Annotated in this window: 14 protein-coding genes; 11 read left to right on the forward strand and 3 right to left on the reverse strand. The window is 72.5% G+C overall.

Annotated elements, in window-relative coordinates:
- Window positions 1–37: 37 nt before the first annotated feature.
- Window positions 38–997 carry a 3-hydroxyacyl-CoA dehydrogenase family protein gene (locus ACZ7LE_RS19710; protein ID WP_470404943.1) on the forward strand — a complete coding sequence of 320 codons (960 nt, stop codon included), beginning with the start codon at window positions 38–40 and terminating at the stop codon, window positions 995–997.
- A 238-nt stretch (window positions 998–1,235) separates the two neighbouring features.
- On the opposite strand, the gene ACZ7LE_RS19715 is transcribed toward ACZ7LE_RS19710, so the two are convergent.
- The gene (locus ACZ7LE_RS19715; protein ID WP_470404944.1) at window positions 1,236–2,762 is read right to left on the reverse strand and encodes an amidase; all 1,527 of its coding nucleotides are present in this window, start codon (window positions 2,760–2,762) and stop codon (window positions 1,236–1,238) included.
- 109 nt (window positions 2,763–2,871) lie between these two features.
- A complete protein-coding gene (locus ACZ7LE_RS19720) occupies window positions 2,872–3,441 on the reverse strand; it encodes a TetR/AcrR family transcriptional regulator (RefSeq protein ID WP_470404945.1) in 570 nt (189 codons plus the stop codon).
- Between the two features lie 330 nt (window positions 3,442–3,771).
- On the opposite strand from ACZ7LE_RS19720, the gene ACZ7LE_RS19725 reads away from it, so the two are divergent.
- The 9 genes from ACZ7LE_RS19725 to ACZ7LE_RS19765 all read left to right on the forward strand — a co-directional run bounded on the left by ACZ7LE_RS19725 (window position 3,772) and on the right by ACZ7LE_RS19765 (window position 14,406).
- The gene (locus tag ACZ7LE_RS19725; RefSeq protein WP_470404946.1) at window positions 3,772–7,104 is read left to right on the forward strand and encodes an ATP-binding protein; all 3,333 of its coding nucleotides are present in this window, start codon (window positions 3,772–3,774) and stop codon (window positions 7,102–7,104) included.
- A gap of 95 nt (window positions 7,105–7,199) precedes the next feature.
- A complete protein-coding gene (locus ACZ7LE_RS19730; protein ID WP_470404947.1) occupies window positions 7,200–7,991 on the forward strand; it encodes an alpha/beta hydrolase in 792 nt (263 codons plus the stop codon).
- 89 nt (window positions 7,992–8,080) lie between these two features.
- Complete coding sequence (locus ACZ7LE_RS19735) at window positions 8,081–8,905, forward strand: alpha/beta fold hydrolase (RefSeq protein WP_470404948.1); 825 nt, start codon at window positions 8,081–8,083, stop codon at window positions 8,903–8,905.
- On the forward strand, window positions 8,902–9,762 hold the full coding sequence (locus ACZ7LE_RS19740; RefSeq protein ID WP_470404949.1) for an alpha/beta fold hydrolase: 861 nt from the start codon (window positions 8,902–8,904) through the stop codon (window positions 9,760–9,762). The genes ACZ7LE_RS19735 and ACZ7LE_RS19740 overlap by 4 nt, the downstream gene beginning before the upstream one ends.
- A gap of 115 nt (window positions 9,763–9,877) precedes the next feature.
- The gene (locus tag ACZ7LE_RS19745) at window positions 9,878–10,576 is read left to right on the forward strand and encodes a type 1 glutamine amidotransferase domain-containing protein (protein ID WP_470404950.1); all 699 of its coding nucleotides are present in this window, start codon (window positions 9,878–9,880) and stop codon (window positions 10,574–10,576) included.
- A 111-nt stretch (window positions 10,577–10,687) separates the two neighbouring features.
- Window positions 10,688–11,761 carry an NAD(P)-dependent alcohol dehydrogenase gene (locus ACZ7LE_RS19750; RefSeq protein WP_470404951.1) on the forward strand — a complete coding sequence of 358 codons (1,074 nt, stop codon included), beginning with the start codon at window positions 10,688–10,690 and terminating at the stop codon, window positions 11,759–11,761.
- A 10-nt stretch (window positions 11,762–11,771) separates the two neighbouring features.
- Window positions 11,772–13,148, forward strand: coding sequence for an NADP-dependent succinic semialdehyde dehydrogenase (locus ACZ7LE_RS19755; RefSeq protein ID WP_470404952.1), 1,377 nt, complete (start codon window positions 11,772–11,774; stop codon window positions 13,146–13,148).
- Window positions 13,149–13,150: 2 nt separating this feature from the next.
- Window positions 13,151–13,678, forward strand: a complete 528-nt coding sequence (locus ACZ7LE_RS19760) for a YbhB/YbcL family Raf kinase inhibitor-like protein (protein WP_470404953.1) — start codon at window positions 13,151–13,153, stop codon at window positions 13,676–13,678.
- A gap of 437 nt (window positions 13,679–14,115) precedes the next feature.
- A complete protein-coding gene (locus tag ACZ7LE_RS19765) occupies window positions 14,116–14,406 on the forward strand; it encodes a hypothetical protein (RefSeq protein WP_470404954.1) in 291 nt (96 codons plus the stop codon).
- Here ACZ7LE_RS19765 and ACZ7LE_RS19770 read toward each other — a convergent pair.
- A complete protein-coding gene (locus tag ACZ7LE_RS19770) occupies window positions 14,396–15,328 on the reverse strand; it encodes an AraC family transcriptional regulator (protein ID WP_470404955.1) in 933 nt (310 codons plus the stop codon). The two genes, ACZ7LE_RS19765 and ACZ7LE_RS19770, sit on opposite strands and share 11 nt — an antisense overlap.
- 141 nt (window positions 15,329–15,469) lie before the next feature.
- On the opposite strand from ACZ7LE_RS19770, the gene ACZ7LE_RS19775 reads away from it, so the two are divergent.
- Window positions 15,470–16,222 (forward strand): SDR family NAD(P)-dependent oxidoreductase, encoded by a 753-nt coding sequence (locus ACZ7LE_RS19775; protein ID WP_470404956.1) that lies wholly within the window; start codon window positions 15,470–15,472, stop codon window positions 16,220–16,222.
- Window positions 16,223–16,241: the final 19 nt, after the last annotated feature.

A 16,241-nucleotide genomic window follows, 5' to 3' on the forward strand; every position in this document is an offset into this window, starting at 1 on the left:
GATCGGCTTTATCAGTTCTGCTCTCAGGAAGGACATCATGGTCACGAGCATCAGTTCGGTCGCCGTCGTCGGGGCCGGGTACATGGGCGGGGGCATCGCGCAGTCGTTCGCGCTCGCGGGCCTGCCCGTCGTCATCGCGGACGTCTCGGCCGAGGCGACGCAGGCCGCGTACGCGCGGCTGCTCGCGGAGGCCCGGGAGTTCGAGGACGCGGGCCTGTACGACCCCGGCGCGACCGAGACGATCCAGGCGAACCTGCGGACCGCCGGCTCCATCGAGGAGGCCGTCGTGGACGTCGACTTCGTCGAGGAGGCGGTGTTCGAGTCGGTCGAGGTCAAGCACGACGTGCTCGGCCGGATCTCGGCCGCGGCGCGTCCGGACGCGATCATCGGCAGCAACACCTCCACCATCCCCGCGCGGGTGCTGGTCGAGGCGGTGACGCACCCCGAGCGGTTCCTCACCGTGCACTTCTCCAACCCGGCCCCGTTCATCCCGGGGGTCGAGCTCGTCCTCAGCGACCGCACCGACCCGGAGGTCGTGCCGGTGGTGCGCGAGCTGCTGGCGCGGGCGGACCGGCAGGGCGCGCTGGTGGCCGACGTGCCGGGGTTCGTGCTGAACCGCCTGCAGTACGTGCTGCTCAAGGAGGCGATGTCGATCGCGGAGGAGGGTATCGCGTCCCCGGAGGACATCGACACGGTGGTGCGCACGACGTTCGGGTTCCGTCTCGGGTTCTTCGGGCCGTTCGCCATCGCGGACCAGGCCGGGCTCGACGTCTACGCGGGCGGGTTCCGCACGTTCGAGGAGAACTTCGGTGAGCGGCTCGCGACGCCGGACCTCATCAAGGACGCGGTGGCGGGGGACCGCAAGGGTGTGAAGAACGGCCGGGGTCTGACGCGGGACTACACACCCGAGCAGGTCAAGGCGCTGGTCGCGTACCGGAACAAGGCGTACGGGGAGATGGGCCGGCTCCTGCGGTCCCTGGGGCCGGCACCGGCCTGACGAAGGCTCCAGGACCGGGCCGCCAGACCCTGACCCTGGGCACCTCGGGCGAGCGCACCCTGGTGCGGCACGACTTCACGCACCCGGGTCCGCTCGCCGCGGTCCTCTGACAGGCCTGCGAGGACGAGCGCTTCCCGCCGGCGTCCTGACCCGCGACCTCCCCGGGGGCTCGACCCGCCCGCGTTGTGGACGATTTCTGGATCCAGCGCGCGGGTCCGGTCCGGGCCGGGTGCGAGGCTCAGCGACCCAGCGCGGTCTCGAGCGCGTGGGCGATACGGAGCAGCGCGGCGTCGCCCCACCGCGGGCCGACGAGCTGCACACCGACGGGGAGCCCGGCGGCGTCCGTGCCCGCGGGCAGGGAGATCGCCGGCAGGCCCGCCATGGAGACGCCGTAGGTGTACCGGACGAACGTCTCGAACGTGTCCACGGCCCGTCCGTTGTGCCGCATCGTCGTGTCCTGGGTCAGCGGAACGGCGGTCGCCGGGGTCGTGGCCGTGAGCAGTACGTCGACCGTGGTGAAGGCCTCGGCGAACGTCCGCCGCAGCGCGGGGAGCGTGTCCGCCAGGGCCTCGGCGTACCGGAACGCGGGTACCGGGTGCGGCTCCGGCCCCACCTGCGCTCCCAGCGCCGCGCGCACGTCCGACCCGAAGCGGTCGAGGTGCGCGCGGACGCCGCCGTCGAGCCCTGCCGTCCGCAGGGCGCGCTCGGTGAGCACGACGGCCTCCGGGACGACGGTCACGAAACCCTGGACTGTGGCCTCCTCGACCCCGTCGAGCTTCACCGGCACGAGCGTCGCTCCGGCGTCCTCGAGCACGCGGTGGGTCCGCGCCAGCACCCGGTCGACGTCCGGCGCGGCGTCCACGGCGAGAAACCCGTCCGGGATCCCGATCCGCGCACCGCGCAGCGCTCCGGCGCCCTCGCCGAGGGCCGCGGGGATGCCTGCTCCCGCCGGTTCGTGCTCGGCGCCCGGGTCCAGCGCGTCCGGGCCGGACGTCAGCACGCGCAGCAGCGCGGCGGCGTCGGCGACGGTGCGGGCGATCGGCCCCACCACGTCGCAGGTCCACGACAGGCCGAACATCCGGGCCCGGCTCACGCGGCCGAGCGTGGGCTTGAGGCCCACGACACCGCACAGCGCCGCCGGGATCCGCACCGACCCACCGGTGTCGCTGCCGATCGCCGCCGAGCACAGGCGCGCCGCGACGGCCGCGCCCGACCCACCGCTGGATCCTCCGGGGATCCGGCCGGGGTCGTAGGGGTTGCGGACGGGTCCGTGGTGCTGGTTGTTGCTCGTGATGCCGAAGGAGCACTCGTGCAGGTTGGTCTTGCCGAGCACGAGCGCGCCGGCGGCTCGGAGCAGCCGGACGGCGGCCGCGTCGTCCTGCGGCACGAACCCGTCCAGCACCGCCGTGCCGTTCGAGGTCGGGGTGCCCGCGGTGAACAGGTTGTCCTTGACGGCCAGCGGGATGCCGTGCAGCGGCCCCAGGGGTCGGCCCGACGCGCGGAGCCGGTCGAGTCGCGTGGCGTCCGCCAGCGCCTCCTGCCCGCGCGACAGGACGAACGCGTTGAGGGTGTCGTGCCGGTCCAGCGCGTCGATCCGTTCCAGGTAGGTCCGGGTCAGCTCGAGGGCGGACAGGTCGCCGCGCCGGAGGGCGGCGACCTGGTCGAGCATGGACGGCGAGACTTCGGCGGCGTAGGGGCCGGCCGTCGCCACGGGCGGCGGCGGGACGATGCCGGGGCCGGCTGTGGTCGGCGGTGCTCCGCTCATCGGGTCACGCACGGGTGCCAGATCGTCATGCGGACGACGCTAGGCCGGTGCGCTGGACGGACCGTTGACCGGAGGTGGACGGTCAGTGGACCGGGTGCCGGGGGAGCGGTCAGACCCGGAGGACGGCGGCCTCGAGCCGCTCGGTGATCCACCGCACGGCCCGGTCCACACCCCAGCCGAAGGCGTCGCTGGCCAGGGCGAACTGGTCGTACCTGAAATGGAAGAAGATGATCCTGACGGCGTCGTCCACCGAGACGCCGTCGGCGAGGTCGCCGACGTCCTCGATCCGCTGCACGATCTGACGCAGGGCCTCCTGGTGCCGCTCGTCGGCGGTCTTGAGGAACGCCTCGGCCACGGGCACGCTGGCGGCCGCCCGCTCCACGATGCGGATGATGTCGCCGGACTCCTCGTAGATCGCGACGTACCCCTCGGCGAGCACCTCCAGCTTTGCCCGGCCCGTGTCCGCCGCCTCGCATGCGGCGATGATGTCGCGCACGATCTGCGCGGCTGTCCACATGTCGATGAGCGTGCCGAGCAGGCCCTCCTTACCGCCGCACTGGGCGTACACGGTGGCCGGGGAGACCCGGGCCCCGCGCGCGATCTGCCCGACGGTCGTGCGGGCATAACCCTGCTCGGCGAACAACCGGCGGGCCTCCGCGACGATCTCCCGACGGGTCATCTCGGCGTACTGGTCGCGCCGAGTCGGAAGCGGTGTGTGGCCGGCCACCCAGTCTCCGTCCTCGGGTCGGTGCGGTGCGCGCGCCCATGCTGCGGGACACCGTACCGCCCAATCTACCGAGCGCCTTGCCCCGTTGCGCAGCCCTCACCAGGTGGTTTGAAACCGGGGCTGTTCCCGTCGCCAGACGAGGGGGTGAAGATCTCGCTGGAGGTGAACTCCAGGGACTAGAGTCTGGCTACGGCCTGCGCTGTGCGTGACGTCGGTGAGCCGCACGATGCCGGTCCTGCCGGGACTTCTGTCAGCTCGATCGAGGGTGTGATGGACGTGCGCGTGTCCACCTTGCCTGCCGCCGCAGATGCGGAGGCGCACTCAGCCGGTGGCTCCACCCTGCGCATCCAGATCCTCGGCCCGTTACGCCTGTGGCGCGGTGGGGTCGAGCTCGACACCGGGCCCCGCCAGCAGGCCTACCTCTTGGCCCTGCTCCTGGCGCACCAGGGTCTGCCCGTCAGCAAGACGGAGCTCGTCGACCTGATCTGGGGGGACAACGCGCCGGACAGTGCCGTGAACGTGATCCACAAGTACGTCGGCACCTTGCGACGCCTGATGGAGCCTGCGCTGCCGGCCCGCGGACGTAGCTCGTACCTGGTGCGGCGGGGCGCCGGCTACCTGTGCACCGCCGGGGCGGGGATCCTCGACCTCGCGACGTTCCGGGAGCTGGTCGGATCGGCGCGCGCCTTGGGCCGGGACCGACACGGAGAGGCCCTCGACCTCTACGAGCGGGCGCTGCGCCTCTGGCGCGGCTCCGCGGGCGACGGGCTGGCCTGCAGCCCGGAGGCCATGCCCGTGTTCGCCGGGCTGAACGACGAGTTCTTCGACGCCTGCACGGCGGCGGCCGAGGTCGCCGTCTCGCTCGGCACGCCGGACCGGGTGCTCGCGCCGCTACGGCTCGCGGCCTCGATCGGCCCGCTGCACGAACCGGTCCAGGCCTGCTTCGTCACCGCGCTCGGCGCGGCCGGCCGGCAGGCGGAGGCGCTGTCCGTGTTCCAGACCGTCCGGGTCCGGCTCTCCGAGGAGCTCGGCATCGACCCGGGCGCGCTGCTGGCGCGGGCCTACGAGCAGGTGCTGCGTCAGGAGGTCACCGTGGCGCCGGGACCCGAGGTGACGCCGGACGCGAACCTGAACCCGAGCCCCCACCTGAACCCGAGCCCCCACCTGAGCTCGAGCCCGAGCCAGGACCCGAGCCGGGCCGTGGGGCCGGGTCCGGCGCCCGCGCCCGCCCCGGCCGTCGTGGCCGGTCCTGCCGTCCTGCCGGCCGGGGCCCTGGTGGGCCGGACCGAGGAGCGGGACGTCCTGCGGGACGTCTCCCTGCGGGCCGCGGTCGGCGGCAGCGGGCTCGCCGTCGTCGAGGGTGAGCCCGGCGTCGGCAAGACGCGACTGCTGGAGGAGGTGGCGGAGGAGGCGGGTGAGCGAGGCATGCTCGTCGCCTGGGGACGGTGCGTGGAGGGTCGGGGCGCTCCGTCGATGTGGCCGTGGGTGCAGGTCGTGAGCGCGCTGCTGGACGTCGAGGCAGCCCCGGACCGCGCGGCCTGGCTGCGGACCGGGATCGGCCGGCTCCTGGAACCGGAGGAGGACGCACTGAGCGGCCAGGTGCTGCCCGGCGGCAGCGGCCAGTTCCGGCTGTTCGAGAACGTCGTCGCGCTGGTCGCCGGCGTGGCGGCGCGGCGACCGGTGATGATCATGGTCGACGATCTCCAGTGGGCGGACGTGGCCTCTCTGGACCTCTTCGGTCACCTGGCCGCCCGCCTGCCGTCCGGGACCGTCGTGCTCGGCGCCCTGCGGGACCACGCACCGACACCAGGGTCGCAGCTGGCACGGATGCTCGCGGGAGTGAGCCGGTCCTCCGGCCACCGCAGGCTCCAGCTCGGACCGCTCGGCGGGGCGGACGTCACCGAGCTCGTCCGCCGCGAGATCGGGCACGACCCCGACCAGCGCGCCGCGCGAGCCATCCACCGCCGGACCGCAGGCAACCCGTTCTACGTCCGTGAGCTCGCCCGGATGCTCGCCCGCGGAGGTATCGACGGCGCTGCCGCCGGGGGTGCCGGCGTACCGTCGACCGTGCGTGACGTGGTGCGCGACCGGATGGCGGACCTCGACGACCAGGCCAGGAGCCTGCTCGAGATCGCGGCGCTGATCGGCCGCGACGTCGACCTGGGCCTGCTCGCGCGCGTCGCCGACGTCGATGTCGCCACCTGCCTCACCAGCCTGGAGCCCGTCGAGGCGCTCGGCCTCCTGGCACCTGCGCCGGGTGACCCGTACTCGGTCCGCTTCGTGCACGACCTGGTCCGGGAGTCCGTCTCCGAGACGACCTCGCCCCGGCACGCGGCCCGCCTGCACCTCCGGGTGGCAGACGCCCTGGAACAGACGGTTCCCGACGGCGAGTCGGTGCCCGAGCGGGTCGCTCATCACCTCTGGGCGGCGGGGCCCCTGGCCGAACCGGCGCGCACCTCGGCCGCCCTGGTGCGCTCGGGACGCCGGGCGGCGGCGAAGTCCGCCCTGGAGGCGGCCGAGCAGCAGCTGCGGCTGGCCGCACAGGTGGCCCGGACCGCCGGCCTGCCGGAGTCGGAGCTGGCCGCGCTCTTCGAGCTCATCGCGGTGGTCGGCATGCGTTCGATGTACGCGGGCGCGGAGCTGGAGCTGCTGGAGCGTGCGGAACACCTGGCCCGCGGCCTGGGGCTCGAGGCGGAGGCCGCCGGGCTGCTCTACTCCCGATGGGCGGCCCACATCCAGGGCATCGACTTCGACCGGAGCGGCCTGCTGGCGCAGCAGTTGCTCGAGCTGGGCAAGTCGTCGCCGGACCCCGTCGTCCGCGCGTACGGGCTGCAGGCCTGGGGCATCCACCAGTACCACGTCGGCAGTGTCGGGGAGGCGTTCGCGTATCTCCATCGGTCCGAGAAGGTTCTTCTCACCGGTTCCGGCGACAGCGAGGGAAACCCGGTCCAGCACGACCTCCAGCTCCTGACGACGGGAATGCTGGCCGAGACCACGGCGGTGCACGGGGACGTGGCCGGGGCGCGCGAATTGCTCGGTCGCCTGGAGTCCGCCGGGGACGACCGCTACACCGTCACGGTCTGGGCCACCATCGGCACGAGGATCGCGGTGGTCGCAGGGGACTCCGCCTGGGCGCTGACCGCCGCCCGGCAAGGCATCGCCGTCGACCCCGACTTCTCCTACACCTTCCTCGGCACCTACCAGCGGCTCGCCCGATGCTGGGGCCGGGCGACCATCGGCGACGACCCGGCCGGCGCCGCGGCGGAGGCCGAGCGCCTCATCGGTGCGAACCTGCTCGATCCCGTGCGCTCGGGCGTCTCCACGTGGCATGCGCTGCTCGGCGACATGTGGCTCGCGGCCGGGGAGGTCGAGCGGGCGGCAGCGGCCATGGACCAGGCGGACCGCTACCTGCGCGCCCACGGGCAGCGCTACTCCGAGGGTCTGCTCCTGCTTCTCCGTGCCCGGTTGCTGCGGGCACAGGGGCAGCCCGTCGACGTCGTCCGGGCCGCGGTGCAGAAGGCCCGAGGCGTGGCGGCCCGGCAGGAGGCCGGGTTGTTCGTCCGGCGCGCCGACCAGTTCCTGGCCCAGGTGGACGACGCGTCTTCCGCGCGCTGACCAGCGCGGATCCACTCGGTATCTACTGGCCGTCAACAGGGCGCCCCTAGCGTCGACCCCGTCGGAACGTTCCTTCTGCGTCGACGGGGTGAGCGATGAAACGGCACGTCGTGTTCGTACATGGCCTGTGGATCCACTCGACCTCCTGGGAACCCTGGCAGGAGCACTTCGCCAAGGAGGGCTACGAGACCCTCGCGCCGGGCTGGCCCGGCGACGCCGACACCCCTGCCGCCACGCGCTCCGACCCGACCGGGATGGCCGACGTCGGGGTCGACCGGATCACCGACGCCTACAGCGAGATGCTGGCCATGCTGGGGGCACCGCCCGTCGTCGTCGGGCACTCCTTCGGGGGGCTCGTCGCCCAGAAGCTCCTCGAACGAGGCCAGGCCGTGGCCGCCGTGGCGATCTCGCCGGCCCCGGTCAAGGGGATCCGCGTCCTGCCGCTCAGCCTGCTGCGTTCCAGCTTCCCGGTGCTGTCCGACCCACGGAACAAGCACCGGACGGTGGCCCTGACCGGGAAGCAGTTCGCCTACGCCTTCGGCAACGCCCTGTCCCGCGCCGAGTCCGACCTGCTGCACCAGCAGTTCGCGATCCCCGGGCCGGGCCGCCCGCTGTTCGAGGCGTCGTCGGCGAACTTCACCCCTCACGCACCCACCACGGTCGACACCCGCCGGGCCGACCGTGGGCCCCTGCTGCTCATGGCCGCGGGCAAGGACCACACCGTCCCGGCCGTCGTGGTCCGGGCGGCCTACCGGCTCTACTCCGCCTCGAGCGCCGACACCGAGCTGGTCGAGTACCCCGAGCGCGGCCACAGCGCCGCCTTCGACAACGGCTGGCGCACGCTCGCCGACGCCTCCCTCGACTGGCTCGCCCGCCGGGGACTGTGAGGACAGGTCGAGGCGACACGCACCCGAACGACACGCACCCGAGCAGCACCCACCCGAGCAGCACGCACCGAAAAGAGAGAGACACGACCATGAGCACGTTCAGCACCCCGGACGGCACCGAGATCTACTACAAGGACTGGGGCTCCGGGCAGCCGATCGTCTTCAGCCACGGCTGGCCCCTGTCCGCCGACGACTGGGACAACCAGCTGCTGTTCTTCAAGGACCAGGGGTTCCGCGTGATCGCGCACGACCGGCGCGGTCACGGTCGCTCCGCCCAGCCGGCGGACGGGCACGACATGGACCACTACGCCGACGACCTGGCGGCGCTCGTCGAACACCTCGACCTGCGCGAAGCCGTCCACGTCGGACACTCCGCGGGCGGGGGTGAGGTGGCGCGCTACCTCGGTCGGCACGGGGAGGACCGCGTGGCGAAGGTCGTGCTGATCAGCGCGGTCACCCCCTCGACCGTGCAGTCCGACAGCAACCCCGACGGCGTGCCGCCGTCCGCGTACGAGGATCTGCGGGCCCAGCTCGCGGCCAGCCGGGCGACGTTCTTCCGGGCGCTGCCGGCCGGCCCGTTCTACGGTTTCAACCGTCCGGGCACGCAGACCATCGACGCGGTCGTGGACAACTGGTGGCGCCAGGCCATGATGGGCGCCGCCAACGCCCAGCACGACTGCGTCCTCGCCTTCGCGCGCGAGGACTACACCGAGGACCTGGCCGGGATCACGGTGCCCGTTCTGGTCATGCACGGCGAGGACGACCAGATCGTCACCTACGCCGACACGGCACCCCGGACCGCGAAGCTGGTGCAGAACGGCACGCTGAAGTCCTATCCGGGGTTCCCGCACGGCATGCCGACGACCCAGGCGGAGACGATCAACGCCGACCTGCTGACGTTCATCCGGTCATGACGACGCACCACCGGTATGCCGTGGTCGCGGGCCGGCGGCTGTTCTACCGCGAGGCTGGCCCGCCCGACGCCCCGACGCTCGTGCTGCTGCACGGCTTCCCGAGCAGCTCGTTCATGTTCCGGGACCTGATCCCGCGGCTGGCCGACAGGTGGCACCTCGTGGCGCCCGACCTGCTGGGTTTCGGGCTCTCGGACGCTCCGCCCGCGGGCGAGTTCGCCTACTCGTTCGACGCGCTCGCGGACCTGACCGCCGGCCTGCTCGATCAGCTCGCTGTCCGCCGGTACGCCGTCTACGTCCAGGACTACGGCGCGCCCGTCGGGTGGCGGCTCGCCCTGCGCGACCCGACGGCGATCACCGCGGTGATCAGCCAGAACGGCAACGCCTACGAGAAGGGTCTCCAGCCGGAGTTCTTCTCGGCCGTGCGGGCCTTCTGGGAGCGGGAGACACCCGAGACCGAGGCTGGCGTGCGCCAGGCCCTGACGCTGGACCTGACGCGCTTCCAGTACCTCACCGGCGTGGCCGACGAGAGCCTGGTGGACCCGGTCACCTGGACGCTCGACCACGCGTTGCTGTCCCGGCCCGGCAACGACCTGGTGCAGATCGCCCTGTTCCGCGACTACGCCACCAACCCAGTGATGTACCCCGAGGTCCAGCGGTGGTTCCGGGACAGCCAGGTGCCCCTGCTGGCCGTCTGGGGTCAGGGCGACCCGGTCTTCGGGCCCGACGGTGCACGCGCCTTCACCACCGACCTACCCGCAGCGCAGGTGCACCTCCTGGACGGCGGCCACTTCCTCCTAGAGAGCGCGCTCGACGAGGTGGTCCCGCTGGTCCGGGCGTTCCTGACGGCGTCGCTCTGACGGCGTCCGCCTGGCGTCCGGCGACGGCCGGCCCGGTCCTGCCGGTCCCGCCGGTCCACCGGCCGTCCACCGCCGGTCAACGGTCTGGTCAGCGCGCCGCCGTAGCGTCCGGGAGATGAACACCCCGACGAAGGTCCTGATGGTGCTGACCTCCCACGACGAGCTGGGCGACACCGGCCGCAAGACCGGGTTCTGGCTCGAGGAGCTCGCCGCGCCCTACTACCAGTTCCGCGACGCCGGCTGGGACGTCACGCTGGCCTCGCCGAAGGGCGGGCGCCCGCCGCTCGACCCGAAGAGCGACGAGCCCGCGTTCCAGACCGACCAGACCCGACGGTTCGAGGCGGACGCCCAGGCCGAGGCGCAGCTCGGCTCGACCGTCCGGCTGGATGCCGTGTCCGCGGACGACTTCGACGCCGTGTTCTACCCCGGCGGTCACGGCCCCCTGTGGGACCTGGCCGAGGACCCGGCCTCCATCGCGCTGATCGAGCGGATGGCGCGGGGGAACCGCCCGCTCGCGCTGGTCTGCCACGCTCCCGGCGCCCTGCGCCACACCACCGCCGCCGACGGCTCCCCGCTCGTGGCCGGCCGGCAGGTCACCGGGTTCACGGACAGCGAGGAGGAGGCGATGGGCCTGACGCAGGTCGTGCCGTTCCTGGTCGAGGACGAGCTGGTCGCCGGCGGCGCCGTCTTCTCCCGGGTCAGTGACTTCGGGCCGCACGTCGTCGTCGACGGGATGCTGGTCACCGGCCAGAACCCGGCGTCCTCCGGGCCGGCCGCCCAGCAGCTGATCTCGCTCGTCCCCGCTCGTACTTGACGGAAACTGGATCGCGGCCGCCGCGACGCTTGATCCGCGGTGCTTCACTGCCCGTCCACCGAGCGCTCCTAGCTTCTCCCTGACAGCGCAACACCAACGAGGGAGAACGTCATGGCAAAGATGAAGGCGGCGCAGATCTGGAAGTTCGGGGAGCCGCTCCGATTCGTAGAGGTCGACATCCCGACGCCCCGGCCCGACGAGCTGCTGATCAAGGTGGGCGCCTGCGGGATGTGCCGCAGTGACTACCAGCAGATGCACGGCTACTTCGAGGTAGCCCTGCCGAGCGAGCTGCCGATCATCCCGGGCCACGAGATCGCCGGCCACGTCGTGGGCAAGGGTTCGCTCGTCCCCGACGGGGTGCTCGACGAGGGGGACCTCATCGCGGTCGACCCCGGCTGGGGCGACGGCACCTGTGAGCAGTGCGTCAAGGGCAACACGCAGCTCTGCACCGGCAGCGGACGCTGGCTGGGGTTCGGCCCGCCCGGAGGCTACGCCGAGTACGTGGCGGTGCCGTACCAGCACGCCATCAAGGTCAACCCCGGCGAGGGGCAGGGCCCGGAGTTCTTCGCGCCGCTGACCGACGCGGGCGCCACGCCGTACCGGGGCATCAAGAAGCTGGTCGAGCGGGGCAAGTTCACCGCGGGCCACACGGTGGTCGTCGCGGGCATCGGCGGCCTCGGCAGCTACGCCGTGCAGTACGCGCGGCTGTTCAGCGGCGGCGCAGACATCGTGGCGTTCTCCCGCACGCAGGACAAGCTCGACCTCGCCCTCGAGTACGGGGCCGACCACGCGATCAACACCCGGGACGCCACGCCCGATCAGGTGCAGGACCAGCTCGAGAAGTTCACCGGCCGGCGCCGCGTCGACGCCATCCTCGACTGCGCCGGCGGCCAGGACTCGCTCGACATCGACTTCCGCATCCTGAACTCGGGCTCCGACGTGGCGCAGGTGGGGCTGATGGCCAGCGACGCCACGCTCCCGGTCAACCTCGTGGTCGGCACGGAGCAGACCTGGCACGGCTCGTTCTGGAGCAACCACCAGGACATCTCCGAGGTGCTCGCGCTGGCCGCGGCCGGCAAGATCCACAACACCATCACCCCGGTGAAGTTCGAGGACGTCAACGAGAACCTCGAGAAGGTCGCTCGGGGCGACGTCGTCGGCCGCCAGGTGATCGTCTTCGACTGAGGAGGCCGTCGTGCCCATCGCAACGATCAACCCGACCACCGGTGAGACGGTCGAGCGGTTCGAGCCGCACGAAGCGGCCGAGGTCGACCGCCGGCTGACCCAGGCCGACACGGCGGCGGCCACCCTCAGGCACACCAGCTTCGCCCGGCGGGCGGCCTGGATGAGAGCCACGGCGGACGTGCTCGCGGGGGAGGCCGAGGTGGCCGCCGCGATGCTGACCCTCGAGATGGGCAAGACACTGGCCGCGGCACGGGAAGAAGTGGGCAAGTGCGTCCGCTGCATGCGGTACTACGCCGACCACGCGGAGCGGTTCCTGGCGGACAGCCCGGTGGACGACCCGTCGGCCATCGGGGCGCGCAGCGCCCGGACGGTGTGGCAGCCCCTCGGCGTGGTGCTGGCCGTGATGCCGTGGAACTTCCCGCTCTGGCAGGTGATGCGGTTCGCCGCGCCCGCCCTCATGGCCGGCAACTCGGGGGTGCTCAAGCACGCGTCGAACGTGCCCCGGGCCGCCCTCTACCTGGACACCCTGTTCGAACGGGGTGGCTTCCCGTCCGGCGCGTTCCGCACCTTGCTGATCCCCTCGGCCGACGTCGAGCAGATCATCGAGGACCCGCGCATCCGCGCGGTGACGCTCACCGGTTCCGAGCCGGCCGGCCGTGCCGTGGCGGGCACGGCCGGCCGGCAGGTCAAGAAGACGGTGCTGGAGCTCGGCGGTTCCGACCCGTTCATCGTGATGCCGAGCGCCGACCTGGACGGCGCGGCCATCACCGCCGTGCGGGCGCGGATGCAGAACAACGGCCAGTCGTGCGTCGCGGCCAAGCGCTTCATCGTGCACACGGACGTCTACGACGACTTCCTGGACCGGTTCCTCGCCGAGGTCGGCAGGCTGGTGGTCGGCGACCCGATGCGGGAGGGGACCGACGTCGGCCCGCTCGCCACCGAAGGGGGACGCCGCGACATCCAGGTGCTGGTCGACGACGCCCGGGACAAGGGCGCGCAGGTGCTGGCCGGCGGCTCCGCCCCGGACGGGCCGGGGTGGTTCTACCGCCCCACCGTGCTGGCCGGGCTCACCGACGACATGCGCATCGTGCAGGAGGAGGCGTTCGGGCCGGTGGCCTCGATCTACCGGGTCGCCGACCGGGAGGAGGCCGCCCGGGTGGCCAACCAGACCCCCTTCGGGCTCAGCTCGGCCGTCTGGTCCGACGACGAGGAGGACCAGGAGTTCTTCGTCCAGGAGCTGCAGGCCGGCGGCGTCTTCCTCAACGGCATGACCGTCTCGTACCCCGAGCTGTCCTTCGGCGGCGTGAAGAACTCCGGGTACGGGCGGGAGCTGACGTTCGCGGGCATCCGCGAGTTCTGCAACCTCAAATCAGTGTGGAAGGCCTGATCATGGCGATCCCCTACGACCCCTACGACTTTCTGCCCCCGCTGCCGGGCTTCACGCTCACCTCGGCCTCGTTCGAGGACGGGCAGCAGCTCCCGCTGGACCAGGTCGGCGGCGTGCTGGGCGGCGACGGCAAGGACGTCTCGCCGCAGCTGAGCTGGTCGGGTTTCCCGGCGCAGACCCGCAGCTTCACCGTCACGGTCTTCGACCCCGACGTGCCGACCGTCTCCGGCTTCTGGCACTGGGCGGTGACCGACCTGCCGGTCACGGTGACCGAGCTGGCGGCGGACGCCGGGAACGGCTCGGCCCTGCCCGGCGGTGCCCGCACGCTCGCCAACGACGCCGGCTACGAGCGCTACCTGGGCTCGGCACCGCCGCCGGGCAACGGCCCCGACCGCTACTTCTTCGCCGTGCACGCGGTCGACGTCGAGCACGTCGAGCTCCTCGAGCCGGCCACGCCGGCCTATCTCGGCTTCCAGCTGTTCACCCATGCGATCGCCCGGGCGACGATCGTCGGCACCTACGAACGCTGAACGGGCGGCGGACCGACGGCAACCGGACGTCGAAGCGGCGTCGATCGACTGTCGACCGGCTGTCGATCGTGACTCGTGAGGATCGGGGCGTCGAACCCCACCGAACGGAGCACTTCTCGATGTCCTCGAACGAACTCGACGTACCCACGCTGCGCGCGCAGCTCGACGGCGGCCTCGTGCTGCCCGGCGATCCCGACTGGGACGCCGCGCCAGGCGTGGCAGCTGACCGTCGACCAGCACCCGGAGGCCGTGGTCCTGGCGGCGAGCGCGAGGGACGTGGTGACCGCCGTGAACGCGGCTCGTGCGACGCGCCTGTGCGGGGCGGCGCAGGGCACCGGGCACAACGCGAGCCCGCTCGGCCCGCTGGCCGGCACCGTCCTGATTCTGACAGGGTCGGGCCCACGAGTTATCTGACGCGGCCGGCTCTGTCCGACGACTTGACGGCCGCCCCCGCCGTCGTCGCGGTGTCCGTGGTCTGCACCGTCGGTGAGATCATCTACGCGGGCAGCGCCACCGCTCTCGTCACCGTCCTCGCCCCGGCCCACGTCCTGGGGCGCGCCCTCGCCCGGTTCCAGCTCTCCACGGGCTTCGGCCTCGCCGTCTCCCCGGCGATCATCACCGCTCTCGCCCCCCACGGCCCGGCCGTGCTCTGGGGCGGTCTCGCCGCCGCCACGCTCGCCTCCGCCTCCGCCGTCGTCGTCGCCGTCGACGAGGTCTCTACGCTGTAGCGCTGGGCGTCGTCTCCGGTGCCGTGCGTGCCCGGTCGCGGTACGCCGAGGGGGATGACCCGACGACGCGGCGGAACGCGGTGCTGAACGCGCTCTCGGACTGGTAGCCCGTGGCCCGGGCGAGCTCCGAGATCGAGAGCGTGCCGCGGGCGAGGGCGTCGCGCGCGAGGTTCATGCGCCAGCGGATCAGGTAGTCCAAGGGCGGGGTGCCGACGTGGCTCTTGAAGGCCTGGGCGAACGCGGAGCGCGACATGTGGCTGAGGTCCGCGAGCTCCTGAAGCGTCCAGGAGCGCGCCACATCGGCGTGCACGGCGCGCAGGGCGGCGCCGATGCCGTCCTCGTTCAGGGCGCCCAGCCAGCCGGTGGGCCGGTCCGTCCGGCCGGCGTGCGCCCGCAGCATGTGCACGAGCAGGATCTGCGCGAGGTGGCTCTGCACCAGCGGGCCGCCGGCGGCGGTGGCCTCGACCTCGGTGGCCAGGAGCGTGATCAGCTGTCCGAGCGCCAGACCGCGGGGGTCGGCCGCGCGGACGATCACGAGCGGCGGCAGGAGGTCGGTCAGGAGGGCGGCGTTGCCGTCGTCGAACGCGATGTGCCCGACGCAGAGGTACAGGTCCTCCTCGGGCTCCGGGCCGATCCGGACGGAACCGTCCTCGGCGCGGGCCCATACCTGCTCCGCGGGACGCGTCCGCGCGCCGGGCGTGCTGGCCAGCACGTAGGGCGGCGGGTTGCCCAGCATGAAGGTGTCACCCTCCTGCAGCAACACGGGCTCGTGCCCGTCCAGGACCAGCCAGCACGTGCCGCGCACGAGGCCCCCGATCCGCACGTGCGGGAACTGGTCGAACCGCAACCCCCACTCGCCCGCGGCGTGCAGGCTCGGCCCGACCACAGTGCGGGGGCGGAGCAGGCCGATCGCGTCGGCCACCGGATCACTGAAACCGAGCACACCGCACTCCCTGGACGATCGGTAACGAATCGTGGACTATGCGTTATGGATGATACCTCCGCGGTCCCGCAGGATCGAGGCCTGAGCAGATCCGCTACGAAAGGCGACGGGGAGATCCACATGGGACAGCTTGAGGGCAGGACGGCGGTCGTGACCGGCGGCAGCACCGGCATCGGCCGAGCGACCGCGGTGCGGCTGGCGCAGGAGGGCGCGTACGTGTTCGTCACGGGGCGGCGCGAGGCCGAGCTGAAGGCGGCCGTCCGGGCCATCGGGGAGGACCGGGCCACCGCCGTCGTCGGCGACATCGCGGAGCCGGCGGACCTGGACCGGCTCTACGCCGCGGTCCGGGCCCGGGGCCAGGGGCTGGACGTTCTCGTGGCGAACGCGGCGATCGGCTCGTTCGTGACGCTGGAGGCGACCACCGAGGAGCACTTCGACCAGACCTTCGCCGTCAACGTGCGGGGCACGCTGTTCACCGTGCAGAAGGCGCTGCCGCTGCTCAACGCCGGCGCCTCGGTGATCCTGACCGGGTCCACGGCCGCCGACCGGGGGATGGAGGCGTTCGGCGCGTACTCGGCGTCGAAGGCCGCGGTCCGGTCGTTCGCGCGGACCTGGTCCAACGAGCTCAAGGGGCGCGGCATCCGCGTCAACGTCGTCTCGCCGGCCTGGATCGAGACGCCCGGCGGCACGGCCGCCTTCGGCGACGAGGAGACCGCCCGCGCCATCAAGGAGCAGGTCGCCACGACCGTGCCCAAGGGCCGGATGGGGCAGCCCGAGGAGGCCGCCGCGGTCGTGGCGTTCCTCGCCTCGGAGCAGAGCAGCTACGTCGTCGGCAGCAACCTCTACGTCGACGGCGGCACCAACCAGGTCTGAGCACCGGGCCGAGACCCGG

This window comes from Promicromonospora sp. NPDC110617 (assembly GCF_055598465.1).